This window comes from Parapedobacter luteus, from assembly GCF_900168055.1.
In the GTDB taxonomy this organism is placed as follows: Bacteria; Bacteroidota; Bacteroidia; order Sphingobacteriales; family Sphingobacteriaceae; genus Parapedobacter; species Parapedobacter luteus.
The window spans coordinates 302,316-327,121 of record NZ_FUYS01000002.1; the positions used below are offsets into that span (position 1 = coordinate 302,316).

Consider the following 24,806-nt stretch of genomic DNA (forward strand, 5'->3'; position numbering starts at 1 on the left):
TGCATTACTTTGTGCAGATGATTAAAGTCGCCTTTTTTGCCGAGATACTAATTGAAGAGTTTGATGGAGCATCGCGTACAATGTTTCAGCTTATCAAACGCATTGATTCTGCTGAATTTGACTTCCTGTTTGTGTACGGAAGGGAGTCGGGGCACATAAACCGTGTGCATCGGGCATTCCGTGTGCCGTCCGTGAAGGTTCCTATTAATGCCGATTATTCAATAAGTATTCCCCAGTTGTCGAAACATAAACTGGAACACGCCTTGGATGCATTCCGCCCGGATGTCATCCATATCGCGACACCTTCTTTGCTTGGTTTTTTTGCGTTGAAATATGCCCGGAAGCGGCGGATTCCGGTGATCACCATTTATCACACCCATTTTATATCTTATTTGGGGTATTACCTGAGCAAAACACCGTTTTTGGTTAACGCCATGGAGAAAATAACCCGGGCTTCGATGAGGCGGTTTTACAACGCGTGCGACAAAATTTACGTGCCCTCCATGCGGATAATCAACGAGTTGCTTTCAATAGGTATCGAGCGGACGAGATTGCAGTTGTGGCAACGGGGTATTGATTTTCATACGTTTTGCACAGGGAAGCGAGATAGGGATTATATGCGGCGTCTTACGGGGAATGATAAGCCCACGTTGTTATTCGTAAGCCGCCTGGTCTGGGAAAAAAACTTGACTACGTTGATACAGCTATACCAGCTACTCAAAGAAAAGCGATGGGAAGGCAACTTCGTGGTGGCAGGCGATGGGGCTGCTCGCCGCGAGCTGCAGGCACAGATGCATGATGCGTTGTTTTTGGGTAAGGTGGAACACGGCCAATTGGCCACACTATATGCGTCTTCAGATGTTTTTGTATTCACGTCGGTCTCTGAAACGTATGGTAATGTCGTGGTTGAAGCGATGGCATCCGGCTTACCCTGTGTTATAGCAGATGGTGGAGGCAGTGCCGATCTGATAATACATGGGTATACGGGTTTTAAGTGTACTCCCGATGACCCGCAGGCGTATTTCAATTACATCAAGCTGTTGATAGACAATCCGTTGCTTTGGGAAGAGATTAGCCAAAATGCTTTGCGTCATGCCCGGACTTTAGACTGGGGGCAATTGGCGGCTGTTTATTTCCGCGATGTCCATGCGTTGAATGACCCGAATAAGAGCTTTGAACATTCTTCGGTTTTATGAGTATCACATTGCGCATAGTAAAGGGTATTTTTTTTGTAAGCGTCATTATTTGTGTTGGATTATTTGTTTGGCATACGGATTTTGAAGCGGTCAAAGCGGAGGTGTACACGCTTGGTCATCGTTTTTTTTATATCCTGTTTGTGTCGTTTATCGCCTATTTTTTTGGTACGCTGGGCTGGTATGTCTGCCTGGGTAAGGAGAGACACAAGATTTCCATTGGGCGATTGTTCATCATCCGGCAAATCGGTGAGACAGTAGCGCTCTATAATCCTACCAACATCGTAGCAGGTGAACTATATAAAGTACAACTGCTGAAGCCCTACGGTGTCGACGAAAAAGCCGCGTTGACTTCAGTAGCCTCTTCACGGATCACGACCATCTTGTCCCAAGTATCGATGGCATTCCTGGCCTTAATGTGGCTTTTGTTTTCCCCTTCTCCTTCCACTGCATTTTCTGGAACAGCCGAGGCGCTGCTTGCCATTAGCGTTGTTGCCCTGGTCGGTATCATTTTCATTTTGTGGTTGAGCAAGCGCATGCCTGAGCCCCGGCACTCATTGCAAACCAAGCATTGGTGGAAGCGTCTTGGTAGGAAAATCCACGAAGTGTTATATGCATGCAGCCAGTTTCAAAAACATCAGAAAACCGCGTTTTATTGGTCGCTTTTCTTTTTTGCCGTTCATTGGTTGGTGGGTAGTCTGGAATGTTTGCTCATCCTGCGTTTTCTGGGATATGACGCAGGTGTGGTGGAAGGGCTGGCTATGGATATGGGCATTATCGTGCTAAAAAGCTTTGGATCGTTTGTTCCGGCGCAGTGGGGCGTGGAGGAACTTGCCAACAAAGTCGTGCTCATTGTTTTGGGCATTTCTGCTACGAGCGTTTGGGTGACGGTATCGATTATTCGGAGAAGCCGGCAATGCTGCTGGATGTTGGCGGGGTTTGCTTGTATGGCCTGGCTGCGTTATAGACACCACCGGCTTTTGACAAGTGATGCGGCATAATGGAAGTATTATTCGTTAGTCATAAGCACCCCCCCGCAACAGGGGGAATGGAAAAACAGAGTTTGGAGCTTATTGAAGGGATGCGGACGTATGCGGCCGTGCACAAACTGGTCTATACCGGGGAGGAGAATATTCTTGTGTTTTTCCTGCGGCTCGAAAAACGCATCATAAAACTACTGAAGAAGCATCCGGGTATTGGGCTTGTCCATTTCAACGATGCGTTGATTGGTTCATTGGCGCTGCGCTATCACCGTCGCTATCCCCAAGTAAAAAAAGTCGTTACCGTACATGGCTTGGATGTTGTGTTTCCTTGGGGTTATTACCAGCGTAAGATTTTGCCGTTGTTCAATCGGTTTGACCATATTGTAGCGGTAAGTGAAGCTACTAAACGCGCGATGATAGCAAGAGGGGTTTCGCCGGCGCGGATAACAGTAATCAACAACGGGGTAGACCATGCGTTTGCCCACTTCGCTAAGCATTCGGTGACGGAGAGTTCCATGATTAGCCATTTACAACTGGCTGCCCAAAAGCCATATTTTGTCTTGCTGGGCAGGCCGGTCAAACGAAAGGGATTCTCCTGGTTCCTCCGTGAGGTGGTTCCTCGGCTACCGGACAACGTCCGTATTATCATGGCAGGGCCGCTACGCGCCCGGAGGCGCTTAGCTCGTACGCTGTTATGGTGCTGTCCGCCCGTATGGCGCCATTTGATCGAGCTTTTCCTTGGATATCCTTCCGATGAAGGAGAGATTGCCCGGATATTGCAACAGCCGTCAATGCAGGCTAAGGTGACCCACCTGGGAAAAATCCCGTTGCCAGCTTTACAGGTGTTACTGCGGCATGCCGCCGCATTGCTGATGCCCAACATACCCGTTGCTGGCGACATGGAAGGGTTCGGTCTGGTGTGCCTCGAAGCCTCCGGAGCGGGAACACTGGTGGTGGCTGCCGATATCGACGGTATTCCCGATGCTGTCTCGCACCGGAAGAACGGCCTGTTATTGCCTGCCGCTGATGCGGATGCTTGGGCGGAACGGCTCCATCACATCATCAGCCACCCTGCGCAATATCGGCATATCGCAGCCGATTTTCAGCACTATACTCTCCAGCACTTCGGATGGGATAGGATGTGCCAAGCTTATGCATCCTGCTTTAGCGCGTTGTTGGCATGACGCTTCGCTGGAGGGGGGCTGTCGCAGCGGGGCATACGCTTGGAGCATCAACCGGGTGCTAAGCTACCATTAACCTAAGCCGGCATTGCAGTGGCTATACAACCACGGCCGCAGGGTTTTCGGGCTCCAGTCCTTGCGCCAACCGGGCGAGGTTTTTCAGTGTGGTTAAGGCAATTTCTTCCATCGCTTCGCTGGTAAAAAACGCTTGATGACCGGTGACCAACACGTTGGGAAAACTCATCAATAACTGGATGGTGTCATCGTCAATGATGGTGTGCGAAAGGTCGCGAAAAAAAAGTTTGTCTTCCTGCTCATAAACATCAATACCGAGATATCCGATCTGTTTAAACCGCAGCCCCTCCAGCACCGCCTGACTGTCGATGAGCCCGCCGCGGCTCGTATTGATGATCATCACCCCCTTTTTCATCTGGCGGAGGGTTTCTGCATTAATCAAGTGCCGGGTGCTTTCCAATAGCGGACAATGCAGCGATAGGATATCCGATTGGGCAAACACCTCACGCAGGGGTAAATATTGTACACCAAAGCGTTTAAGCTCGTCGCTCTCCACAACATCGTAGGCGATCAGCGTGCATCCGAAACCCCGCATAAGCCGTGCGAAGGCGCGTCCGATGTTTCCGGTACCGATGATACCGATAATTTTCCCATGGAGGTTGAATCCCATCAAGCCCTTTAGCGAGAAGTTCTGTTCGCGTACACGATTATATGCCTTGTGGGTTTTGCGGTTTAGTGTCAATATCATGGCCAAGGCATGCTCGGCGACGGCCTCAGGCGAATAGGCCGGTACGCGGCAGACGCGAAGGCCTGCTTGTCTCGCGGCTTCCAAATCAACGTTGTTGAACCCAGCACACCGCAATGCGATGTATTTTATGCCCTTCCTAGCCAATACGTCAATTACTTCTGCATTCAGCTTGTCGTTGACAAATGCACAGATGGCCGTTGCATGCTCCACTGCATTGACAATATGCGGGCCAAGGTGTGTCTCATAGTATTCCAGTTCAAAACCAAAAGATGGATTGAACCGGTCAAAAAACTCCCGGTCATAGGGTTTGGTCGAGAAAAACGTGACTTTCATGGTTAACGATACAAAATACGCTGCTTTATACAAACACGAAATTGGATGTATGGTTTTGCGTGCTTGTGTAGATTCACTAGCTAATTTGATTTTTATATACCGTTCGGTTTATTTTTTTTAATTTTGCAAAGCAATACTGGCAACACCATGACTAAAGCGGAGCAAACCAAGCAATTCATTATCGAGAAATCGGCCCCTATTGTCAATAAGAAAGGGATGGCGGCTACGTCGTTGACCGATATCATGGATGCAACGCGGCTGACGAAAGGAGGAATCTATGGGAATTTTGGAAGCAAAGATGACATCTGCCAGGCCGTATTCACGCACCTTAGCGGACAACTTGCTGCATTGCTGGATCAACGTGTAAGCAAAGGGCGGTCCGCTAAGGAAAAATTATATAGTGTTCTATCGTTTTACGAGGGGCGCGAGCAGGTAGAAGGGGGGTGCCCGCTGTTAAATTTTGGCGTTGAAGCTGACGATACGCATCCAGTCGTGCGTGATATGGTCAAACGGGCGATACTGAATGCAGAACGCCGAATCGCCTCAGTCGTGCAGGCGGGCATCACGAGTGGCGAGGTCGTTGCGGGCTTAGATGCCGAAGCCTTTAGCGTAAAAGTCGTTGCGCTTTTGGAAGGCGCTATGCTTATAAGGCGTGTGATGCGCGACAATACACAGATGCGCATGGTCGTTGCCGCGATTAAATCGGAATTTGAACGGCATCTGACGGCGTCGCCTGCGTCGGATTCCTAATTCGGAGTCTGACATTTTTTTTGTACAATAAAAGACCGTTCGGTTTATTTTTTTTAGTCATCATAATTAGGTTTTTTTTAATCACAAGTAAAATGAATACCACAGGAAACACCATTTTAATCACCGGCGGTTCGGCCGGTATCGGATTGGCCATCGCCAAACAATTTGCAGCGCAGGGCAATCAAATCATCATCACAGGCCGGAATCGTGAGCGGTTGGATCAGGCTATCGCTGAAATTGCCAATATAACGGCGGGACAAGTCAATGTAGTAGCCATTCAGAGCGACGTGGTCGATGCGGCCGATATCGGCCAGTTGGTCAATCGGGTAAAACAGGATTACCCGCAGTTGAATCTCTTAATCAATAACGCGGGGAGTGCCTTTGCTTATTCGCTTGGTGAGGATGATACATCGCGTTATGCGGCAGAGGAAATCCGAACCAATTACCTGGCTGTCGTGCGGCTGACCGCTTTGTTGCTGCCGATGCTAAAACAACAGCCGGAGGCGGCCATCGTCAATGTCACGTCTATCGTTGCATTTTCGCCATTTATTGCTGTGCCAACGTATTCGGCCAGCAAGGCTGCGCTGCATGTTTATACGCAGATGCTCCGCGAACAACTTAAGGCGAGCTCCGTACAGGTATACGAACTGATACCGCCGCTGGTCAATACAGCATTTTCCCAAGCCATCGGCGGTGCGGCGGGCATACCGCCGGAGGAGGTTGCATCAGACTTGTGGAAGGCGATACGGATCGGCCAGCTGGACGTGCCGGTAGGGCAGGCCAAAGCGGTTGTGCCTCAATAAGCAGTGAGGCTTTCGACATCTTCGCCAGACAGATCGAGCTCAACAGCTTTCAGGTTTTCCTGCAAGTGCTTAAGCGATTTGGTTCCAGGGATGAGCAGGATGTTGGGCGATCGGTTCAATAGCCATGCCAGTGCAATCTGTGCTGGGGTGGCTTCGTATTTTTCCGCTAATGTCCCGATTTTTTCCTGCATCTTGGCCGGGCCGGAAGCAAGCGGGTACCAAGGGATGAAAGCGATGCCCCGCTCAGCGGTGTAGTCGACGATTTCTTCCCAACTGCGTTCTGACAGGTTGTATCGGTTTTGCACAGAGACGATGGGTACCACTGTTTGGGCGCGCTCAATATCGGCGATTCCGGCTTCCGAGAGGCCTACGTGGCGTATTTTGCCAGCTTTTACCGCGTCAGCCACCGGCCCCAGCGTTTCCTCGATAGGCACGTCGGGATCCACGCGGTGCAATTGCCACAGCTGGATCTCGTCCTTGCCGAGCCGCTGAAGACTCCCGTCTATAGTTTGCCGGATGTACTCCGGACGGCCGTTTACAGGCCATTGGTTGGGGCCGGTACGTTCCAGCCCACCCTTGGTGGCCACGACGATATCCGAATAGTGGGAGGACAGCGCTTCCCGGATGAGCACTTCATTGGTATGCGGACCGTATGAATCGGCCGTATCGATAAAGTTGACGCCGGATTCCACAGCGTAAAGCAATACACGTTTGGCAGTTTCACGCTCGGGAGCGTCACCCCATACGCCGGGCCCCGTCAGTTGCATGCCGCCGTAACCCATCCGGTTGATTTCCAGTACGCCGCCGATTTTGTAAGTCAGTGATGTTGGTGTAGCCATGAATGATTGGTTTTAGTTATTAACGAAGGTTTTATACCCGATATTGCTTTTGTGCGTAATATTGCGTTTGTACGGGGCAACGATACGCCACCGGGCGGACCAGCCGCAGCGGTAAGATTGCTTTTTTACCGTCAACACATGAATAGTTGTATATCAAAGGAACTTTGCCTAAGTTTGGATTTTACAAATAGAATCATCCAATCAATGGAAATCATCAAGTCCACCTCGCTCGACGAGTTCTATCAGCAGGCAGCAGGCTTTACCGGCAAAAATGTAAGCGAATTATTGCCGCCCGGCATCCATAAAGAAATCGGCCATTTCAATATTTTCGATATCGCCGCTACCATTGAGGAAGTCAAGCGGAAAAACACCATGCCCTATAATCGCCGGGCTTATTATAAAATCAGCCTCATCCGTGGACGCAATAGGGCTGAATATGCGGATAAGGTGATGGAGATCGAGCGGAATGCCTTATTATTTGCCACACCCAAAGTGCCTTATCACTGGATTCCGATGGACGCCAACCAATCTGGGCATTTCTGTGTATTTACGGATGAATTTCTGGTCAAAAATAAAAGCGGTGTCGTATTGGATGACCTACCGATTTTCCAATCGGGCGGGTATCCGGTTTTTGAGATTGACGATGAAACAGCCGATGAAATCGGGCGCGTTTTTGTTAAAATGAAAAAGGAGATCGCTTCCGATTACTCCTTTAAGTACGATTTGCTTCGCAATTATGTGCTGGAGCTTATCCATTGCGGGCAAAAGTTGCAACCAGCCATGGCATTGGCTAACACGCAAAACGCGGCTACCCGCGTCGCATCGTTGTTTGTGGAATTACTGGAACGGCAGTTTCCCATTGAATCGCCCCAACAGCAGCTAAAATTGCGCACCGCGAAGGACTATGCGGATCGCCTGGCTATCCACGTCAACTACTTGAATAGGGTGCTCAAAGCACAGACTGGGAAAACGACCACTGAAATCATTGCGAGTAGGATAACCCAGGAGGCCAAAATCCTGTTGAAGCAAACCGACTGGAATGTTTCCGAAATTGCATATAGTTTGGGCTTCGATGAAATTGCTCATTTTTCCAACTTTTTTAAGAAACAGACCGATCTATCCCCGCTGGCATTCCGATCTTGATGCAAATGTTTGAATTTTGCAACTATTGATTTGCTCCTCGCAAACGCATGCTTACCGTTGTAGGCCATCTTTGTATCATCAAAATAAAAACGATAAAACGATGGAGAAAAACACAAGTAAAATAGCGTTGGTTACTGGCGGTAGCCGGGGCTTAGGCAAAAACATGGCTTTGAAACTGGCTGCAAAGGGCATTGATGTGGTGCTGACGTACAATCGCAATCAGATCGAGGCTGAAAAGGTCGTGGCGGCGGTTGAGGCAGCCGGGCAACGGGCTGTTGCCCTTCAATTGGATACAGCCGACACAAAAGGGTTTGATGCGTTCATAATGCGGCTCGGTAACGTATTACAGGAGGTATTCGGCACAGCACGTTTTGATTTCTTGATCAATAATGCCGGTACGGCATTGCATGCCGATTTTGCTGAAACCACCGAGGAACAGCTCGACACCATTGTGAATATCCATTTTAAGGGTGTGTTTCTTTTGACGCAAAAGGCGCTGCCTTACCTGGAGGACGGTGGGCGGATTATCAACATTTCATCCGGCCTTGCCCGCTTTTCGTTCAACGGTTCGTCCGCCTACGGTGCCATGAAAGGGGCCGTCGAAGTACTGACACGTTACTTGGCCAAAGAGTTGGGGCCTCGTGGCATTGCGGCCAATGTTGTGGCGCCTGGAGCTATTGAAACGGACTTCAGCGGTGGCTTGGTGCGTGACAATAAGGAGATAAATGCACATATCGCCGGCCTGACGGCATTAGGTCGTGTCGGCCTGCCCGATGATATCGGCGGCGTGGTAGCATTCCTTTGTTCGGATGAAGCCCGATGGATCAACGGACAGCGTATTGAGGTGTCCGGCGGAATTTTTCTTTAATAGGCCGCTGATCGTTTATCGGCAAACGTAGGCCGCCTTGCATAGGTTATTCAATATTTTGTCGTATCTTTGACGTTGGCTTTAGGGGTATTCTGAAGAAGAATTGAGAAAGACCCTTTGAACCTGATCCGGCTTATACCGGCGTAGGGAAAAGTTCAACCGTCACTTTTAGCGTGGCCACTTTGCGCTTCTCGATCCTTCCAAGGAAACCCACTTTAGCCATTGAAATTTTAAACGTTTGGAGCATGGAGAAGCGACTTTGGGATCACGTGCAACGGGTGCGCCAGCAATCACCTCTGGTGCAAAACATCACCAATTTTGTAGTTATGAACAATACGGCAAATGCCCTGCTGGCTGTAGGTGCGTCGCCCATTATGGCACATGCTGACGGAGAGCTGACCGATATGGTTGGTGTTTGCCAATCGTTGGTGATTAACATCGGTACACTGGATAACCAATGGCTTGAGTCGATGCTGCAGGCATCTGCCACAGCACATCGTTCTGGTAAACCTTGGATATTGGATCCAGTAGGAGCGGGAGCTACGCGGTACCGCGACAATGCGGTCAGCCGGTTGCTGGCCCTGCGGCCAACGGTGGTGCGGGGCAATGCTTCTGAAATTTTAGCGCTTGCCAAGGCCAATAGCGGCGCTACAAAAGGTGTAGACAGCAGGGCGACAAGCGGTGAGGCGCTGGATGCCGCACGGTATATTCAACAGCGGTATGGCAGTGTCGTTTGCATCTCCGGAGAGATGGACATTGTGGTGGGAGAAGGCCCGTTGGTTTATATCCGCAATGGCGATCCGCTGATGACGAAGGTGACCGGCCTGGGCTGCTCGGCGACAGCTATCATCGGTGCTTTTATCGCGGTTTCTTCCGATACCGTGGAGGCGGTGAGCGCCGCCATGGGCCTATTGGGGGTCTGCGGTGAGCTGGCGGTCGCCGTAAGCGCCGGGCCGGGTAGTTTGCAGGTCAACCTGCTGGACAAGCTGTATAATATCACGGAAGAAGAATTTGTCACCCGGGTCCGGATTTCCCATGAAGCTTGATCGCCCATTCCCTTACCGCCTATATCTGGTGATGTCGGAGGCTGACTGCCATGGCCGGGATCCACTGTGGGTGGCTGAAGAAGCCATCCTCGGCGGTGTGGATATCATCCAACTGCGCGAGAAGGGAGCAGCGGTTGAAGTATTTTTAAAAAAAGCAGCGCAATTGAAGACCGTGACCGATCGGTATGATGTGCCTTTAATCATCAACGACGACCTGAAGGTAGCCATACGGGTCGGGGCTTTCGGTATGCATGTCGGTCAGCAGGATCTTCCCCCAAGCGGCGTCCGCGAAGCATGGTCCGATTGTCGGTTGCTGGGCTATTCCATTGAACGGCTGGAGCAGTTGCAAAGTGCCGAGGCAGCCTTGGCTGATTATTTGGGTGTCAGCCCGATCTTCCGCACTGCTACAAAGACCGACACAGTGTCGGAGTGGGGGATCGCCGGCATCCGGCAGCTTCGAGGGCTTACGGACAAGCCCTTGGTTGCCATCGGCAGGATGAACCGGGGGAACGTGGCTGCGGTAATCCAAGCGGGTGCTGATTGTGTCGCGGTGGTGTCAGCCATCTGCGCTGCCGACGATCCGCGCGCCGCTGCCGCTGACTTGAAAGCACTCATCAATAATGCAATAGCTATATGAACACAAAAACGTACCGGTATCCGTCGGTGCTGACCATCGCCGGATTTGACGGCAGCGGCGGCGCTGGTATTCAAGCGGATATCAAGACTATTTCGGCATTGGGTTGCTACGCTACCTCCGCGCTTACTGCGCTTCCCGTGCAGAATACGCAAGGGGTAAAGGCCATCTACCCGATACCTTACCACACGGTGCAGGACCAGCTTGTCACTATTCTCGACGATATTTTTCCTGACGCCATCAAAATCGGTATGGTGCATACTGGCGAACTGGTGGATACCATCGTGGATACGCTGGCAGAATATGCCCAGACGCCGGTCGTGTTTGACCCCGTGATGGTAGCGACCAGCGGCGATAAACTTATCGAGGATAAGACCATTACCACCATTGTCGAGCGGTTGTTTCCTATGGCGGCCGTCATTACGCCCAATATGGATGAGGCGGCTATCCTCGCCGAAATGCCGGTACGCACGCTGGACGACCTTTACGTCGCTGGACTGAAGATCCGGAAATTGGGTTGCCAATCGGTGCTACTCAAAGGCGGCCACTTGGATGCACCGCGACTTACCTCCTTATATTTCGATGCGCAGGGGACTGTCCACGAGTTTGGTTTTACCAAGTCTGAGACAAACAACACGCACGGATCGGGCTGTACGTTGTCTTCGGCAATTGCCAGCTATATTGCGCTGAGGAATAGCTTGTTGGAGGCTGTGCGTAAAGGGCAGGAGTATGTGTATCAAGCCATTCTCCACGGCAGTGACGTGCAGGTAGGCAAAGGCAATGGGCCGTTGAACCATTTTTTTAATCCGCAGAAACTCACGAAATATGACCTGGTCTGAATACGCTTGGGTGGCCATCGAACCGATTTACCAATCCATCATCGCCATGCCCTTCATCACCGAATTGCAGGACGGCACACTTCCCATTGAGAAATTCCAGTTTTATATGGCGCAGGACTCGGGCTACCTGGAGCATTTCGGCCGGGCACTGGCGCTTATCGGTGCGCGCGCCCACGACACGGATGACGTATTGGCATTCCTGCGCTTCGGTGAAGGTGCTATTGTGGTAGAAAAAGCTCTGCACGAGTCGTATTTCAATGATTTCGGCGTTGCCGAACATGGCATGCTCGAGCCCGCCTGCCACCACTACGTGCATTACTTGAAAAGCACTGCGGCATTAGCCCCCGTGGAGGTAGCGATGGCTGCCGTGCTGCCCTGTTTCTGGATTTACAAGAAAGTGGGCGACTATATCTACGCTCATCAACACGCGGGCGACAACCCTTATCAACGGTGGATCGATACCTATGCCGGTGAGGACTTCGCGATTTCTGTGCGGCAGGCCATCGCAATTTGTGACAGGGTAGCCGCAGCTACTACAGACAGCGTACGCGAACGGATGACGGAAGCGTTCATCACGGCCAGCCGGCTGGAATACCGATTCTGGGATAGCGCATACCGGCTGGTCAGGTGGCAGTCGGTGGGTTAATTGCCAATTCCATTTGGATATTGCAGCGTTTGTACGGTGAAGGGTATCCGGTGACTTTCCGGAATCCTAACTTGTGGTACAGATTAATTGCCGGTTTCAGGATGGTGTTGCTTTCAAGGTACAGCGCTTTAGCGCCCGCTTTCCGGGCTTTGTCCACGATAGCCTTGCCGAGCAGCCAACCAATACCTTTGCCCTGCACCTTGGGCGAGACGGCCATCTTTGCCAGTTCGTAATCATAACGGGGGTCGTTCATTTTGATTAGCGCGCAAACGCCGACAGGTTCACCTTGGTATAAGGCTACCAGTATTTTGCCGCCATTGTCCAAGATGTATTCCTGCGGATTATCCAGCGCCTTATAGTCGGACTCTTCCATTTCAAAGTAGTCGGAAATCCAGGCCTCGTTGAGCGCCTTAAAAGCTGCCTGATATTTCGACTGGTAGTCAACAAGGATTACCTCGTCGCTTTCCCGGCGTTTTTTCTCCTCCTGCACCCTGCTGAATAACGATTGCTGTTCCAGCAAAAATTCCCATTCCGCTAAGGCTTCCCATAAGTTATGGGTCGCTTCAGCAATGATGCCATCAATAGCCCGGTCAATGTCCCGGTATTGGAAACTGATTTTGTCAATTAACTCCTTTCCTTTCTCCGATAAGGAGATAACGTTCTGGCGTTTGTCTCCGGAGTTGATGTTTTCGACGATTAAGCCGCTTGCGGCCATTTCGCGCACGATTTTGCTGACGGAAGGTTGGGAATGGCCGATCTCTTTAGCGATTTCGGTAATAGTTTTTCCATCCGCTTCGGAGAGCACGAAAAAAACCGGAAACCATTTGGGGGCGAGCGTTACCTCATACAACCCGTAGATTTTAGCTGCATCATCTGTCACCTTTGCAGCGAGCATCCGCAGTCGGCTTCCCAAGGCCATCTTGCCTGTTTTTGAAAATAAATCCATCTGTATAACTAATTACATAACCAGTTATGCAAATATAACGACAATATTCGGTACTATGCATCGCTCCGTCATTTATACCTGCTTTTTTCTTCCTCTTTTTTGTTCTTGTTCTACCGTAATGCGGGTTTGATCCGGGCCGCATGCGACGTGGATCCGGGAATTTCACAGATACACCCCGGATCAGCTCCGCATCGTACACGGAAGATGACAGGAGAATGATAAAAGAAAGGAGGAATAGGTTGTCTTGTTTTGCACCCATGATTGTCGCAACCTGCCGTACCATCGTTGGCCGGCAATCAGTAAATTTGCTCATGTTATATTTATATTAAAATAAACGATTATGCAAGAAAGCTTATCACGCTCTTTGGAAAACGCCTTTGGCGAGTTACTGACCACGTTGTCGTCTCTTGATGAGCAAGAGCTGAATACCGTGCCTTTCGCAGGGAGCTGGACAGCCGGGCAGGTGGGCGATCATCTGCGCCAGTCTTATGACGTGGTTGGGTGTCTTACTGGGCGTACTGAGGTGACGCAGCGCGATCCCGGTGCATACGTCGCGCCATTGAGCGAACAATTCCTGAATTTCGAGATCAAAATGCAATCTCCTGATTTTATTCTGCCTACCGAAGCCCCCATAGCAAAAGAACGGCTGCTGGATGGTCTAAAGCAGCGGACATCAGTAATCCTTGATTTTGCAGCAAGCCATGCGGATATGACATTGACTTGTCTTGATTTTGAATTGCCCACGTTAGGCGCACTCACCCGAAACGAATGGCTTAATTTTGTGCTGGTGCACACGTTACGGCATAATCACCAATTGGCCAATATCATGCACCGGCTGGATCACACGCTGTCATAGCACTGTCACTGGTAGGTTGTAGCTTTGCAGATGCGGACCAGTCACCGTAAGCGATGACATGCATACCACCAATTACCGGCATACTCAGCGGCAGACGATCGATATAGTTGCATATAAAAGCAACTTTATCTAATTTGGCGCCATGTATAAAACGAAAAACGCGCTGCTGCTGCTGTGTGCAATGGCAGCTTCCCTACAGGTGCTATGGGCTCAACGCTACCAGTATACGGTTGATTTGACCGATCTGCAGAATGATAAATTCAACGTGACGCTCCTTACGCCTGAGATCTCGGAAAGGACCGTGATCTTCGCGTTACCCAAGATAATCCCGGGTACCTATTCCATTAGCGACTATGGGACTTTCGCATCAAACATCGTGGCGGAGGACAGCAAAGGCAGGCGCTTGCCGGTAAAACAGCTGAACACCAACCAGTGGGAGATAAGCAACGCGAAGCGCCTCTACCGGATTACTTATGAGGTGGAGGATATCTTCGATACCGATAAGGAACACAAAATATACCCAATGGCGGCGACCAACATCGAAGAAAAAAACGTGGTGGTCCATACACCGGGGATTTTCGGCTATGTAGAAGGCCAAAATAAACTGCCTATCGAATTGACGTTTGAAAAGCCTGCTGATTTCTATGCATCGTCGGCAAAATTGCCGGTGGAAAGCACGGCTACGCGCGACGTTTTCCTGATGGAAAGTATAGATGATCTATACGACACCCCCATTATGTATGGTGTGCCAGACACCACAACGGTACAAGTAGGTAACTGCGAAGTTTTGGTATCGGTATACTCGCCCAATAAGACCATCACATCGCGTGAAATCGCGGATTGGTTGAGCGGATTGCTACAGGGCGCCCGTAAATACCTCGGAGGTAAGCTGCCGGCCGATCGGTATGCGTTTCTGTATTATTTCAAAGACATGGCGATCCAGCAATCCTTCCAATTGGGTATGGCCGGGGCTTTGGAGCACACCACATCGTCGTTTTACTACATTCCGGAACTGCCAGCTAATGTTTTGAAAAACCTGTTGGTGGATGTCTCGTCACATGAGTTTTTCCACATTATCACGCCATTGACCATTGCATCGCGGGAAGTGAAAGAATTCAACTACGACACACCGATATTATCCAAGCACCTATGGCTGTATGAAGGTACCACCGAATATACGGCACACCACGTACAGGTGCAGCATGGTATGAATACACCCGAACAGTTCTTGGATAAACTTGCTGAGAAAATCGTCGACTCCCGAGAACACTATAACGATACCCTGTCATTCACCCAGCTCAGCAAATACGCGGCTTCCACGTATGCCGATCAATACGGAAATGTGTATCAGAAAGGTGCGTTGATAGGGGCTTGTCTGGACATCTACCTGCTCCACTTGTCGGAAGGAGGATATGGATTGAAAAACCTGACGCACGATCTGGGTATACGCTATGGGAAGGACCGTTTTTTTGAGGATGATGAACTTTTCGACGAAATCGCCCGATTGAGCTACCCGGAGGCCAAAGCGTTCTTGGTGAAATACACACAAGGAAATTTGCCCATTCCCTACGAAGAATATTTCGGTATGGTGGGGATACGGTATCAGCCCGGGGAAACCAAGAAGTTGGTTGTTGATGAGCATGCCAACCCACAGGCCGAGTGGTTGCGGGCAGTTTGGTTGACGGGTACAGCGCCCTGCCGATAGCGTCAAGTCAGGAATTCAGCCCAGAGTGGGAAGTGGTCGCTGATGCGCCACGAGAGCTGGCTTTCGTTATAATTCCTGCTTTGCAGCACTTTACCACGAAAATCGTAGACGCCTCCGCGGGAATAGGTCATGGAGAGTTCGCTTTCAAACCAAGCAATTTGGTCGTAGAAGGAATACGTCTTCTTGAAGATTGTGCGATCGATGTCCTGTAAGTCCGCCGGCACATGCAGGCCCTTGGAAACAAAAGCCTCGTAAGTGGGATCGCCGGCTTTGGCAATATTGAAATCGCCCAATGTGATCAGGCTGTGATTCCAGCTGTGTAGTTCATCTGCCCAGTCGTGCACCCAATCGGCGATAGCCTGCAATTCGGGTATGCGCGAGGCAGGTGTACCGTACAGTACATGCAAGGTGAGCAACACAAAGGTTTTGCCGCCGACGAGGAAGCTCACGCCATATGGTGTGCGGGCGAATTGTCGTTGGAGCGAATTATTGTTCAGCGCTCGGTTTTCTTCCAGTACGTCATCGGGGATGACAACTTCACAAGCCAGCCCGGAGAGCTTCACCTTCCGCGTGTCAAACAGGAAGGCCAATCGTTCGTCATTACCTGGACGTCCCTTGGTGACATCGGTCATGAGAAACCCCCAGTGCGGTCCCATAAGTTTTAACGCATGGCGCAAAGCCTTGAAATTGCCTTTGACCTCCTGGACGGCAATGATGTCGAACCGCTTCAATATCGTCACGATGCACAGCAAAGATTGTAAATCCCTTTTGGGGCTTTGCTGGTCGGACGCTTGCCATTCTTCGGTCAATCCGCCGAAAGCACGGATATTCCAGGTGCAGATAAGCACATTGCGATCCAACTGCTTGGTGGGTAATTGCTCGTCGAGGTCGGCAGCCAAGAACTGCAGCTCTTGTCGCACGTTATGGGGTGGGGTATCCGTTATTTTTGGCATGGCAGGCATGAGATGCGGTGTTGCTGCCAAGTTATCCAAAAGTTTCCGGTAATTTTAAGCTTTTTACTAACAAAATAACTGCTAAGATTTTTTAGGCAGATTTTGCGGTTCCCGGCCAAATGCTTTCCGTAGCTCGCCTTTAGCCCGTTCAGGCACGCCCCTTTGCAGGTCATCGAGAGATCATTACGCCTTTATGCCTGCCCGCTCACAGGTGACTCAGGACAACTATTTGCCGAAACGCACGCGATAGATCACGCCGTGCGCATCGTCCGCTATCAACAAAGAACCATCGGTATATTGTGCGAGACCGCATACACGGGCGAACTGTCCTTTTTTGTCGTCCGTGAGAAAGCCAGTGATAAAATCCTCCACACGGGTTGGATGCCCATTTTCGTACCGGATGCGGACGACCTTATAGCCGGAGGGTTCGGCTCTGTTCCACGAACCATGCATGGTGACGAAAGCGTCACCGCTAAATTCTTCAGGAAACTGATCGCCCGTATAGAACAGCAAATCCATCGGTGCGGCATGTGCATCATAAAGCAGGGTTGGTTTGACCGATTTGGCTGCATATTCCTCGTGTGTCATCCCTTTGGGATCATGATGCACCTCGAATTGTCCATCGCCGTATACAAAGGGCCAACCGTAGTCCTGGCCTTCCTCGATTTTATTGAGTTCTTCCCGCTGCTCATCGTTTCCCAGCCAATCGATACCGTGGTCAAAGCCCCACAAATCGCCGGTTTGCGGGTGCCAATCAAACCCGATCGTATTCCGTAGTCCCGTGGCATATGTCGCCCGTTGGCTTCCGTCGAGACTTACCTTGAGCATTGTGGCATTTTCCTTATTCGTTTCGACGCAGGCATTGCAGGTGCTGCCCACGGAGACATACAAAGCGTTGTCTGGACCTACCTTGAGCGTCCGGTTACCATGTTGGCCGCCATCGGGAAGGTCATCCACCAACAGCTGCAGGCTATCGATGTTGCCATCGGGGTGGATGGTAGTTTTATACAATTCATTGACCGTGATGAGGTACAGATTGTCACCATCTACCGCGATGCCATGGAGTTGGTCTTTTTTTGTCAGTATCCTTACCACGTCGGCCTTCCCATCTTGGTCTTGGTCTTGCAGCAACGTCAGCGTGCCGTGGTCACGGTCGGTCACATAGACCGACCCGTTGGCTGCCACAGCCAGCATGCGCGATTTGCCCAACCCCTCAGCAAACTTCTCAATGGTAAAACCCGGAGGAAGTTTCAGGGAGGCAATGTTTTCCGGTGTCGGCAACAATTGTTTCGGTCTGAAAATATGGCCTTCCATGCGGCGTTCGATAATTTCCTTATTGCCGTCCTGGCCGAATAATGGCAATTGATGGATTGCAAATGAAAAAACCGCAATAAATGTCATCGTTTTCATGGTGTGTCTATTTCATGGGTACCATTCAAAAGAGCAAACCATTTAGGAAGCCAGATGTTTTGATTTACGTAATAACCGACTTGAGAATTGTAGCAAACAGGAATGAGAGCAATCAGGATACATGAATTTGGTGGGCCGGAAGTGCTGAAACTGGAAGAAGTGCCCATCCCGCGGCCTGCCCCCGGTGAAGTACTGGTGAGCGTACATGCGACCAGTGTGAATCCGGTGGATTGGCGGATACGGTCAGGCCAGCGAAAGGAAAAATTCCCGGTACAGTTTCCTTTCACCCCCGGCTGGGATGTCTCCGGCGTAGTGCAGGAGGTAGGAGAGGGGGTTCAGGGGCTAAAGGCCGGCGACGAGGTCTATGGCCGGCCCCACCCAACGCGAAATGGCGCTTACGCGGAGTATATTGCCTTACCGGCCGATGAGCTGGCCAAAAAACCAAAAAGCATTGACCACATCCATGCCGCGGCGGTGCCGTTGGCAGGGCTGACCGCCTGGCAAGGGCTGTTTGACCATGGGCACCTCACCGAAGGCCAGCGTGTGCTCATTCACGGTGCATCGGGTGGTGTCGGTACACTTGCCGTTCAGTTTGCCAAATGGAAGGGTGCTCATGTCATCGGTACAGCTTCGGAAAAGAACTTCGGGTTGCTGAATGAACTTGGTGCAGACGAGCTTATTGACTACCGGCAGGCGTATTTTTGGGAAAAGCTAAGTAACCTGGACCTGGTGTTCGATACGATCGGCGGCGAGACCCAACGGCGGTCGTTGGATGTCATCAGACCTGGAGGAAGGCTGATCACCACGTTAAAGCCGGAATACGTTGACGAAGCAAAAACCCGCAACATCCATTTGGAGGGCTATACCGCCCAAGCTTACCCACATCAACTCGAAGCCATCGCTTCGCTGATTGATGAACGCAGCGTGAAGCCTGTCATTTATAAAGTCATGGAACTGGAAGACGCGGCTGCCGCCCAGCAAGAGAGCCAAGGCGGCCATGTCAACGGCAAGATTATCTTGAAAGTCGCCGGCAAGTGACGACCACGTTGAATGGCATTACGTTATGTCAATCCAAACGGGTGCATGGTCGCTGGTCTTTTCCCACCCCCTTACCTGCCGGTCTACTCCGGCGGATTGGAGCCGTGGGGTCACCATGGGGCTGAGCAGAAAATGGTCGATGCGCAACCCCGCATTGCGGCCAAATGCATTGCGGAAGTAATCCCAGAAGGTATAGATGGTTTCATCGGGATATAGGCGCCTGAGCGCGTCTGTCCAACCCTGAGCAAGTAGCCTGCGGAAAGCCTCGCGGGTTTCAGGTCGGAAAAGTGCATCGTCTGTCCAACGTTCCGGTTTGTAGACGTCCACTTCGGTAGGGATTACATTAAAGTCGCCGGTTAGTATGACCGGTACATGTTGGTCGAGCAACGATTGACCGTGGGCGATGAGGCGGTCCAGCCAGCGGAGCTTATAATCAAACTTAGGTCCCGGTGCGGGATTGCCGTTGGGCAGGTACAGGCAGCCGATGACGATCTCATTGATTTTTGCTTCGATATAACGACTATGGTTATCTTCCGGCTCTCCCGGTAATGCACGGCAGATTTCTTCAGGCTGTCCCACTCGAGATAGGATCGCCACACCGTTCCAGCTTTTCTGACCGTGCCAGATGCTATCGTATCCGGCATCCCGCAGCGCTTGCTCGGGAAAATTTTCTTGGATGGCCTTCAGCTCCTGCAAACAGACGACATCGGGTTGGGTTTCTTTCAGCCATCTTAATACGATTGGAAGACGGGCGTTGATGCTGTTGACGTTGTATGTAGCAATTTTCATGAAAAATAAACTTCAATAGGTTGGTGTAAAGATGGGAAAATAATCGTTGTCTTTTTCAATGGGATATGATGTTTTTTCGTGGAACCGATGTCGTCGCAGCGGTGTAACTAATTTTTAACAATTACCCGTTTGCAAAACAATCAACTTTCTCTATTTTTGCCGCCACATGATGGGTTCATCGTTTCGGTTTCCATGGGTAATTTGCCTATTCTTGCTGCTCGGTTGTAGCGGTTTCCGCGTCTATGCAGAAGTTGATGCCGTTCATGTTGCCATCCCCGCGAAAGACAAGCAACAGGGTGAGGTGCATGCCGGAATTCTGAAGCACATCCAGTATGCGACCGTCAGACCATTTTCAAACGATTCAGACAGGCATCGCGATCAGATTGACGCTGCCAACAGCGAATCCGAAAATAAAGACGAGCGGCTTGGTTCGCTCAAAAAGAATAAAAAAGCTGTAAGATTTCTTGCAGCTTTTTTTGATTTTAAGATTCGCGAGGCAAATTGCCGTTATGTGAAGGCGCCCCAGCTTTCGCAAGGCTGTATTCGGCTGCCGTTTCGTGCCTATCTCCTGTTTGGCGTGCTGCGGATTTAGCCCCTTATAACCTCTTTTTCAAAGCGACAGTCCGGAAAGCGCCTGCCAATCTACGTAGTGTGCATCTACCCGGACACTTAATGTGTCTAAGCGTATTCGCGTAGATCACATCCTTTACTATGTCAATTTAATCAAAACTCCATTATTGTTCAACGTGAAATCGTTATGAATAGAATATTTAAGCTAGCAGGCCTATGTCTCCTGCTATGGCCGATTGCCTGTGCTCCAAAGCATGAACAACAACACGAAGAAGCAAGTTTTTTGGTGACCAGTCCGGTTCTGAAAGATACATTGGTAACCCAAGAATACGTATGCCAGATTCACGCTATCCAACACATTGAATTGCGGGCACTGGAAAAAGGTTATCTCCAGGAAATCTACGTCAATGAAGGTCAAGCCATAAAGAAGGGCCAGTTGATGTTTAAACTCAACCCTGCTGTATATGAAGCGGAAGTGCTGCAAGAAGAAGCAAGCATGCGCCATGCGCTGATTCAGTATGAGAACACCCAGAAATTGGCCGACAGCAACGTGGTTTCGGCACGGGAACTGGCATTGGCTAAAGCCGAATACGAAGAGCGAAAAGCGAGGTATGAGGTGGCAAAAGCGCACTTGGGCTTTACCGAAATCCGTGCGCCATTTAATGGTATTATGGATAAATTCTACGTGCGCTTGGGTAGTCTTCTGGATGAAGGCGAATTGCTTACCTCACTTTCTGATAACAGTAAAATGTGGGTGTACTTCAATGTGCCCGAAGCGGAGTACCTGGATTTTGCGGCACGGTCCGGGCGTGGCAAGCGCCAGGAAGTTCTGCTAAAAATGGCAAATCATCAGCTGTTTAACCAGAAGGGCATAGTCGAAGCCATTATGGCGGACTTTAATAATGAAAACGGAAACATCGCTTTTCGTGCGTCGTTTGATAACCCGCAAGGGCTATTGCGTCATGGCGAAACGGGGAGTATTCTGATGGCGGTACCGTTGAGAGATGCCCTTATCATTCCGCAGAAGGCTACCTTCGAAGTGCTGGATAGGAAATATGTCTATGTGATCGATCAAAACAACCGTGTGCAAGCCAGGGAAATTGTTGTTGCGCAGGAACTGCCCCATTTGTTTGTCGTAGCATCCGGGCTTTCCGAAAAAGATCGGATCCTCGTTGAAGGTCTACGGAGGGTGAAGCATAATGATCAAATCCATCCCCGATTCGAAGCGCCCGAAAAAGTCTTTGCATCACTCAGCGAACTAATGGCTGAATAGCCTCACACCTTCATATCGTATACCATGTTTAGTAAATTCATACAAAGACCGGTGCTGGCCATCGCCATTTCCTTGGCCATCGTATTCATGGGAATTTTAGCTATCAATACGCGTCCGGTTTCTCAGTTTCCAGAAATTGCGCCGCCGCGGGTCAACATTTTTATTGCCTATCCCGGCTCGAGTGCACAAGTATTAGTCGAATCAACGCTGATTCCCTTGGAACGGGCCATCAACGGTGTTCAGGGGATGCAGTATATTATCTCCGACGCAACAAGTGCAGGCGAGGCGACCATCCAAGTGATTTTTGAGCCAGGTACGGATCCGAACGCCGCCGTGGTGAATGTAAAGACCCGCGTAGATCAGGTGATGAACAATTTGCCGCCGTTGGTACAGCGGGAAGGGGTGGTGATTACACCTATCCAACCGAGTATGTTGATGTATGTCAACCTATACAGTACCGACGATCATGCAGATGAGAAGTTCCTCTACAACTACGCCAATGTACATATTTTGCCGGAACTGCAACGTATCAGTGGCATGGGGCGCGCCCAGATATTGGGTAGCCGCCAATTTGCTATGCGTATCTGGCTGAAGCCCGACCGCATGCGGGCTTATAACATTTCCACAGAGGAAGTGATGGAAGCCATGGAGGAGCAAAGCGTGATTGGCCGCCCGGGGCGGGTAGGGCAAGCCTCCGGGAAAACCGCACAGTCGCTGGAATACGTGTTGTCTTACGAAGGCCGGTTTAATAAGCCGGAACAATATGAAAACATCATTGTGGAGGCCACAGCGGCAGGCGAAATGGTCAAGCTGAAAGATATCGCCGAGGTCGAATTGGGCAGCGAGTTTTTTGATATCTATTCCAACAAGGATGGTTATCCTGCGGCGTCCATCATGCTGAAACAAAACTTTGGCAGCAACGCCAGTAAGGTGATTGAACATGTAAAAGCCAAACTGGAGGAACTAAGGCCGACTTTTCCCCCCGGCATGGACTATGAAATTAATTACGACGTGTCGAAGTTTGTAGACGCATCGATAGATAAGGTCATGCATACCTTGGTCGAAGCATTTGTGCTGGTGGCCTTGGTGGTATTTGTGTTTCTCGGCGACTGGCGGTCTACGCTCATTCCTACGCTTGCCGTGCCTGTCTCCCTGGTTGGTGCGTTTGTGGTCATGCAGCTATTCGGTTTGACCATCAACTTGATTACGCTGTTTGCGCTGGTGCTGGCAATCGGTATTGTGGTCGATGATGCCATTGTTGTGGTGGAGGCCGTACACGCCAAAATGGAAGAAGAGCACCTGTCGCCCTTCAAAGCGGTGAAGAAAGTGCTGGGCGAAATTAGCGGTGCAATCATTGCCATCACGCTAATCATGACAGCGGTATTTATACCCGTGGCGTTCATGACTGGTCCAGTAGGGATCTTCTACCGTCAGTTTTCCATCACTATGGCCAGCTCCATCGTGCTTTCGGGTGTCGTGGCGTTGACCCTTACACCCGTGCTATGCGCCATGATACTCAAGAACCATCATGGCAAGCCACGAAAAAAATCATTGGTGGATAAGTTTATCGACTGGTTTAATCAAAGGTTTGACCGGCTGACCGGAAGGTATACCGCCCTACTGAAGGTTATCGTCAACAGGCGAGTAGTTACGTTCGCAATACTCCTTGCTTTCGGATTCGGGATTTTTGCGGTCAATAAGACCTTGCCTTCTGGGTTCATCCCAAATGAAGACCAGGGGCAAATCTATGCCATCATCCAGACGCCTCCCGGGACTACCCTGGAACGCACAAACGATGTTTCCCGCCAATTGCAAAAGATAGCTGAAGAGGTAGAAGGTATTCAGTCCGTCTCGTCATTGGCGGGCTATGAAATCCTGACCGAAGGCCGGGGGTCAAATGCAGGTACCTGTATGATTAACCTGAACGATTGGGATAAGCGTAAACACTCCGTGCATGAGATCATCGAAGAACTGGAAGAAAAAACCAAGGACATCGGTGCTGTTATCGAATACTTCGAGCCGCCGGCCGTACCTGGCTACGGTTCGTCCGACGGGTTCTCGCTCCGGTTGTTGGACAAAGGTAGTACGATAGATTACCACGAATTCGATCAAATCAATAAGGATTTCATGGAAGAATTGCATAAGCGGAAAGAATTGAGTGGGCTTTTTACCTTTTATGCGGCTAATTACCCACAGTATGAGCTGATCATCGATAACGAACTCGCTATGCAAAAAGGTGTGTCGATAGGTAAGGCCATGGAAAATCTCAACGTGCTAATCGGTAGCTCGTATGAGCAGGGCTTTACGCGCTTCAACACCTTTTTCAAGGTGTATACACAATCTGCACCCGAATACCGGAAATTGCCTTCCGATATCCTAAACCTGTTTATCAAAAACGAAGCAGGTGAAATGGTTCCGTATTCATCGTTTATGACCATGGAAAAAACACAGGGGCCGAATGAGATTACACGTTTCAATTTGTACACATCTTCGGCCATCCGCGGCGTGCCAGCCCCCGGTTATACGACCGGAGACGCTATTGCCGCTATCCAGGAAGTCGCCAAAAGCACCCTGCCGATTGGCTATGACATCGCATGGGAAGGGCTTTCTTACGACGAGGCGAACAGGGGGAATGAAGCCGTTTACGTCTTTGTCGTGGTCTTGGTTTTCGTTTATCTGGTCTTGGCATCGCAATACGAAAGCTTTATTATTCCGTTGGCGGTGCTTTTATCATTGCCGGTCGGAATTTTTGGCTCGTTCCTCATGTTGAAGCTTTTGGGCTTGGCAAACAATATCTATGCCCAGATCGGGCTGATCATGTTGGTGGGATTGCTCGGTAAAAATGCGGTGCTGATTGTGGAGTTTGCGGTGATGAAACACTGGCAAGGGGCAACGGTGTTGGACGCCGCTATCGAAGGTGCCAAAGTGCGTTTTCGCCCGATACTGATGACATCTTTTGCCTTTATTGCCGGCCTGATGCCGCTTGTGATTGCTACTGGTCCGGGAGCCGTGGGAAACCGTACCATTGGCGCTTCGGCCCTGGGAGGTATGCTATTCGGGACGGTATTTGGGGTAATCGTCGTGCCGGGTCTGTATTATGTTTTTGGAACGATGGCCGAGGGACGGAAACTTATCCGCGATGAAGACGAAAATCCGCTTACTGAAGATTTGGTGCAAGAACGGCCCGAAAGGAAGCTACTGAAAAAGCTGAAATCCTTACTTAACTCCAAGCAAAGCAAATAAAA

At 50.3% G+C, this 24,806-nt stretch carries 23 protein-coding genes and 1 riboswitch; of the genes, 17 read left to right on the forward strand and 6 right to left on the reverse strand.

Annotated features, from left to right (window positions below; genetic code table 11):
* The first annotated feature begins 17 nt into the window (after nt 1–17).
* From B5X72_RS04410 to B5X72_RS04420, 3 genes are read left to right on the forward strand one after another with little or no spacing between them, the layout of a single operon-like run.
* Nucleotides 18–1,196, forward strand: a complete 1,179-nt coding sequence (locus B5X72_RS04410) for a glycosyltransferase family 4 protein (protein WP_079716006.1) — start codon at nt 18–20, stop codon at nt 1,194–1,196.
* Nucleotides 1,193–2,194: a lysylphosphatidylglycerol synthase transmembrane domain-containing protein gene (locus B5X72_RS04415; protein WP_079715627.1), complete on the forward strand. Its 1,002-nt coding sequence runs from the start codon at nt 1,193–1,195 to the stop codon at nt 2,192–2,194. The genes B5X72_RS04410 and B5X72_RS04415 overlap by 4 nt, the downstream gene beginning before the upstream one ends.
* Before the next feature lie 47 nt (nt 2,195–2,241).
* Nucleotides 2,242–3,360, forward strand: coding sequence for a glycosyltransferase family 4 protein (locus B5X72_RS04420; RefSeq protein WP_245826825.1), 1,119 nt, complete (start codon nt 2,242–2,244; stop codon nt 3,358–3,360).
* A 94-nt stretch (nt 3,361–3,454) separates the two neighbouring features.
* On the opposite strand, the gene B5X72_RS04425 is transcribed toward B5X72_RS04420, so the two are convergent.
* A complete protein-coding gene (locus B5X72_RS04425; protein WP_079715629.1) occupies nt 3,455–4,453 on the reverse strand; it encodes a 2-hydroxyacid dehydrogenase in 999 nt (332 codons plus the stop codon).
* A 147-nt stretch (nt 4,454–4,600) separates the two neighbouring features.
* Here B5X72_RS04425 and B5X72_RS04430 point away from each other — a divergent pair, with 147 nt between their 5' ends.
* Both B5X72_RS04430 and B5X72_RS04435 read left to right on the forward strand, forming a co-directional pair.
* The gene (locus B5X72_RS04430; protein WP_079715630.1) at nt 4,601–5,203 is read left to right on the forward strand and encodes a TetR/AcrR family transcriptional regulator; all 603 of its coding nucleotides are present in this window, start codon (nt 4,601–4,603) and stop codon (nt 5,201–5,203) included.
* Between the two features lie 92 nt (nt 5,204–5,295).
* On the forward strand, nt 5,296–6,006 hold the full coding sequence (locus tag B5X72_RS04435; protein WP_079715631.1) for an SDR family oxidoreductase: 711 nt from the start codon (nt 5,296–5,298) through the stop codon (nt 6,004–6,006).
* Here the strand turns inward: B5X72_RS04435 and B5X72_RS04440 are convergent.
* On the reverse strand, nt 6,000–6,845 hold the full coding sequence (locus B5X72_RS04440; protein WP_079715632.1) for an aldo/keto reductase: 846 nt from the start codon (nt 6,843–6,845) through the stop codon (nt 6,000–6,002). The genes B5X72_RS04435 and B5X72_RS04440 overlap by 7 nt on opposite strands.
* Nucleotides 6,846–7,049: 204 nt before the next feature.
* Here B5X72_RS04440 and B5X72_RS04445 point away from each other — a divergent pair, with 204 nt between their 5' ends.
* From B5X72_RS04445 to tenA, 6 genes are all read left to right on the forward strand, one after another.
* A complete protein-coding gene (locus tag B5X72_RS04445) occupies nt 7,050–7,988 on the forward strand; it encodes a helix-turn-helix domain-containing protein (RefSeq protein ID WP_079716007.1) in 939 nt (312 codons plus the stop codon).
* Between the two features lie 100 nt (nt 7,989–8,088).
* Nucleotides 8,089–8,856, forward strand: coding sequence for an SDR family NAD(P)-dependent oxidoreductase (locus B5X72_RS04450; RefSeq protein ID WP_079715633.1), 768 nt, complete (start codon nt 8,089–8,091; stop codon nt 8,854–8,856).
* Between the two features lie 73 nt (nt 8,857–8,929).
* A riboswitch (TPP riboswitch) is annotated at nt 8,930–9,023 on the forward strand.
* Nucleotides 9,024–9,101: 78 nt separating this feature from the next.
* Nucleotides 9,102–9,902, forward strand: a complete 801-nt coding sequence (thiM, locus tag B5X72_RS04455; protein WP_079715634.1) for a hydroxyethylthiazole kinase — start codon at nt 9,102–9,104, stop codon at nt 9,900–9,902.
* Nucleotides 9,892–10,539, forward strand: a complete 648-nt coding sequence (gene thiE, locus B5X72_RS04460; RefSeq protein ID WP_079715635.1) for a thiamine phosphate synthase — start codon at nt 9,892–9,894, stop codon at nt 10,537–10,539. The genes thiM and thiE overlap by 11 nt, the downstream gene beginning before the upstream one ends.
* A complete protein-coding gene (gene thiD / locus B5X72_RS04465) occupies nt 10,536–11,375 on the forward strand; it encodes a bifunctional hydroxymethylpyrimidine kinase/phosphomethylpyrimidine kinase (RefSeq protein WP_079715636.1) in 840 nt (279 codons plus the stop codon). Before thiE ends, thiD begins: the two co-directional genes overlap by 4 nt.
* Complete coding sequence (gene tenA / locus B5X72_RS04470) at nt 11,362–12,021, forward strand: thiaminase II (protein WP_079715637.1); 660 nt, start codon at nt 11,362–11,364, stop codon at nt 12,019–12,021. The genes thiD and tenA overlap by 14 nt, the downstream gene beginning before the upstream one ends.
* Here tenA and B5X72_RS04475 read toward each other — a convergent pair.
* Nucleotides 11,999–12,967: a bifunctional helix-turn-helix transcriptional regulator/GNAT family N-acetyltransferase gene (locus B5X72_RS04475; protein ID WP_079715638.1), complete on the reverse strand. Its 969-nt coding sequence runs from the start codon at nt 12,965–12,967 to the stop codon at nt 11,999–12,001. The genes tenA and B5X72_RS04475 overlap by 23 nt on opposite strands.
* Nucleotides 12,968–13,307: 340 nt before the next feature.
* Between B5X72_RS04475 and B5X72_RS04480 the strand changes: the two genes are divergently transcribed.
* Both B5X72_RS04480 and B5X72_RS04485 read left to right on the forward strand, forming a co-directional pair.
* Nucleotides 13,308–13,823 carry a DinB family protein gene (locus tag B5X72_RS04480; protein ID WP_079715639.1) on the forward strand — a complete coding sequence of 172 codons (516 nt, stop codon included), beginning with the start codon at nt 13,308–13,310 and terminating at the stop codon, nt 13,821–13,823.
* 142 nt (nt 13,824–13,965) lie between these two features.
* A complete protein-coding gene (locus B5X72_RS04485; protein ID WP_079715640.1) occupies nt 13,966–15,528 on the forward strand; it encodes a M61 family metallopeptidase in 1,563 nt (520 codons plus the stop codon).
* A 2-nt stretch (nt 15,529–15,530) separates the two neighbouring features.
* On the opposite strand, the gene B5X72_RS04490 is transcribed toward B5X72_RS04485, so the two are convergent.
* Entirely contained in the window at nt 15,531–16,511 is a 981-nt protein-coding gene (locus B5X72_RS04490; protein ID WP_217698092.1) for an endonuclease/exonuclease/phosphatase family protein, read from the reverse strand.
* Nucleotides 16,512–16,706: 195 nt separating this feature from the next.
* Nucleotides 16,707–17,891: a PQQ-dependent sugar dehydrogenase gene (locus B5X72_RS04495; protein WP_079715641.1), complete on the reverse strand. Its 1,185-nt coding sequence runs from the start codon at nt 17,889–17,891 to the stop codon at nt 16,707–16,709.
* A 102-nt stretch (nt 17,892–17,993) separates the two neighbouring features.
* Here B5X72_RS04495 and B5X72_RS04500 point away from each other — a divergent pair, with 102 nt between their 5' ends.
* Entirely contained in the window at nt 17,994–18,929 is a 936-nt protein-coding gene (locus B5X72_RS04500; RefSeq protein ID WP_079715642.1) for an NADP-dependent oxidoreductase, read from the forward strand.
* A gap of 18 nt (nt 18,930–18,947) precedes the next feature.
* On the opposite strand, the gene xth is transcribed toward B5X72_RS04500, so the two are convergent.
* Nucleotides 18,948–19,718: an exodeoxyribonuclease III gene (gene xth, locus B5X72_RS04505; protein WP_079715643.1), complete on the reverse strand. Its 771-nt coding sequence runs from the start codon at nt 19,716–19,718 to the stop codon at nt 18,948–18,950.
* Nucleotides 19,719–19,884: 166 nt separating this feature from the next.
* Here xth and B5X72_RS04510 point away from each other — a divergent pair, with 166 nt between their 5' ends.
* From B5X72_RS04510 to B5X72_RS04520, 3 genes are all read left to right on the forward strand, one after another.
* On the forward strand, nt 19,885–20,310 hold the full coding sequence (locus B5X72_RS04510; RefSeq protein ID WP_079715644.1) for a hypothetical protein: 426 nt from the start codon (nt 19,885–19,887) through the stop codon (nt 20,308–20,310).
* A gap of 165 nt (nt 20,311–20,475) precedes the next feature.
* Nucleotides 20,476–21,561, forward strand: a complete 1,086-nt coding sequence (locus B5X72_RS04515; RefSeq protein WP_079715645.1) for an efflux RND transporter periplasmic adaptor subunit — start codon at nt 20,476–20,478, stop codon at nt 21,559–21,561.
* Nucleotides 21,562–21,585: 24 nt separating this feature from the next.
* Nucleotides 21,586–24,804, forward strand: coding sequence for an efflux RND transporter permease subunit (locus B5X72_RS04520; RefSeq protein WP_079715646.1), 3,219 nt, complete (start codon nt 21,586–21,588; stop codon nt 24,802–24,804).
* Nucleotides 24,805–24,806 lie beyond the last annotated feature (2 nt).

Excerpts from the sequence above, each read along its gene's own strand:
- B5X72_RS04410 (WP_079716006.1), top strand. The coding sequence starts at position 18 with ATGATTAAAGTCGCCTTTTTTGCCGAGATACTAATTGAAGAGTTTGAT.
- B5X72_RS04415 (WP_079715627.1), top strand. The coding sequence starts at position 1,193 with ATGAGTATCACATTGCGCATAGTAAAGGGTATTTTTTTTGTAAGCGTC.
- B5X72_RS04420 (WP_245826825.1), top strand. The coding sequence starts at position 2,242 with ATGGAAAAACAGAGTTTGGAGCTTATTGAAGGGATGCGGACGTATGCG.
- B5X72_RS04425 (WP_079715629.1), bottom strand. The coding sequence starts at position 4,453 with ATGAAAGTCACGTTTTTCTCGACCAAACCCTATGACCGGGAGTTTTTT.
- B5X72_RS04430 (WP_079715630.1), top strand. The coding sequence starts at position 4,601 with ATGACTAAAGCGGAGCAAACCAAGCAATTCATTATCGAGAAATCGGCC.
- B5X72_RS04435 (WP_079715631.1), top strand. The coding sequence starts at position 5,296 with ATGAATACCACAGGAAACACCATTTTAATCACCGGCGGTTCGGCCGGT.
- B5X72_RS04440 (WP_079715632.1), bottom strand. The coding sequence starts at position 6,845 with ATGGCTACACCAACATCACTGACTTACAAAATCGGCGGCGTACTGGAA.
- B5X72_RS04445 (WP_079716007.1), top strand. The coding sequence starts at position 7,050 with ATGGAAATCATCAAGTCCACCTCGCTCGACGAGTTCTATCAGCAGGCA.
- B5X72_RS04450 (WP_079715633.1), top strand. The coding sequence starts at position 8,089 with ATGGAGAAAAACACAAGTAAAATAGCGTTGGTTACTGGCGGTAGCCGG.
- thiM (WP_079715634.1), top strand. The coding sequence starts at position 9,102 with ATGGAGAAGCGACTTTGGGATCACGTGCAACGGGTGCGCCAGCAATCA.
- thiE (WP_079715635.1), top strand. The coding sequence starts at position 9,892 with ATGAAGCTTGATCGCCCATTCCCTTACCGCCTATATCTGGTGATGTCG.
- thiD (WP_079715636.1), top strand. The coding sequence starts at position 10,536 with ATGAACACAAAAACGTACCGGTATCCGTCGGTGCTGACCATCGCCGGA.
- tenA (WP_079715637.1), top strand. The coding sequence starts at position 11,362 with ATGACCTGGTCTGAATACGCTTGGGTGGCCATCGAACCGATTTACCAA.
- B5X72_RS04475 (WP_079715638.1), bottom strand. The coding sequence starts at position 12,967 with ATGGATTTATTTTCAAAAACAGGCAAGATGGCCTTGGGAAGCCGACTG.
- B5X72_RS04480 (WP_079715639.1), top strand. The coding sequence starts at position 13,308 with ATGCAAGAAAGCTTATCACGCTCTTTGGAAAACGCCTTTGGCGAGTTA.
- B5X72_RS04485 (WP_079715640.1), top strand. The coding sequence starts at position 13,966 with ATGTATAAAACGAAAAACGCGCTGCTGCTGCTGTGTGCAATGGCAGCT.
- B5X72_RS04495 (WP_079715641.1), bottom strand. The coding sequence starts at position 17,891 with ATGAAAACGATGACATTTATTGCGGTTTTTTCATTTGCAATCCATCAA.
- B5X72_RS04500 (WP_079715642.1), top strand. The coding sequence starts at position 17,994 with ATGAGAGCAATCAGGATACATGAATTTGGTGGGCCGGAAGTGCTGAAA.
- xth (WP_079715643.1), bottom strand. The coding sequence starts at position 19,718 with ATGAAAATTGCTACATACAACGTCAACAGCATCAACGCCCGTCTTCCA.
- B5X72_RS04510 (WP_079715644.1), top strand. The coding sequence starts at position 19,885 with ATGATGGGTTCATCGTTTCGGTTTCCATGGGTAATTTGCCTATTCTTG.
- B5X72_RS04515 (WP_079715645.1), top strand. The coding sequence starts at position 20,476 with ATGAATAGAATATTTAAGCTAGCAGGCCTATGTCTCCTGCTATGGCCG.
- B5X72_RS04520 (WP_079715646.1), top strand. The coding sequence starts at position 21,586 with ATGTTTAGTAAATTCATACAAAGACCGGTGCTGGCCATCGCCATTTCC.